Raw genomic sequence first — 1,055 nt, forward strand, 5'->3', positions numbered from 1 at the left:
GTTCTGTTGGTTCGCTTGGCTCTTCTGGGTCCGTTCCTGGTTGCTCCGGTTCAACTACCGCTTCTAACGTATCCAACCAACGCTCAAATTCCGCATCGTATTGTTGACCAAGCAAAGTAACCTGCTGCGCCCATTGTGCAAACTGACCTGAACGAGACAACGCCAACAAGCTCTCTACATCTTGAGGGTGGTTTTCTAGCATGAAGCGAACCGCCAAGTAGCCCCAACGGTAAATGCGGTTGCTATCGTGCGAGTATGTGGTGTCAAACACGGTTGAAAGGCTCAGTTTGCCACTTGGGATCAGGTCGATCGCGGCCTTGTAACCTTGTTTGTAATGCATGTATTCCGCAAAGCCTTCCAGCCACCAAACGATATGACCATGAGCTAAGTTGTCGCTGAATGAACCGTATTGGTTGAAACGTGCATCCAAGTAGTGAGTGTACTCGTGCTCAAGGTTCAAAATAGATAGATCTTCGCCATTCGCGTAGCGATAAGCCACGAAACGCGCCGTATTATCGGCTCTTGACGGAGTCCCCTCTAAGTACTGACCACCGTTATCCGTTGTATTGCCAAACAGGAATGAAGAGTAATCAACGTAACTGTCGTTGCTTGCAAACACCGCGACTTCAACACGATCGTTCAAGTCATCCGCCACTGGTTGATTGCCAGTATTCGCAACTTGATGGAAGTCTGCTTCTTTCGCAGCAAGCACTTCACACGCTTTCGCAGCTTGAGCATCGGTGAGATCTTCAGAGCGAATGATGGCAGGTCCCTGACATTCGAAACGATTTGGCATCACGCGTGCTGCTAGATCTTGCTTCGCTTGTTCTAGGTTTAGACCATTCAAACCCTCAGGCGCGTAGTAACTCATCATCTCAACGGCGGCAAGCCACAGTTTGTCGTGCTCACTGCCCAATGGGTAACGCTGCATCACTTGTTGCATGACAGCCAATGCTTTGCGTTTGGTTTCTTGATCTGGGCTCGCAAGTAGACGACCAGTTTCACGTAATGCATTGAAAACGATAAAGTTTGCATCTGTATCTAACGCCCATTCA

1 protein-coding gene is annotated in these 1,055 nt (G+C 49.0%); it reads right to left on the reverse strand.

What is annotated here, in order from left to right; translation table 11 throughout:
- On the reverse strand, positions 1–1,055 hold a 1,055-nt coding region (locus R7O12_RS26775; protein WP_318127102.1), incomplete at both ends, for a collagenase.

Source organism: Vibrio sp. Vb1574, assembly GCF_033338675.1.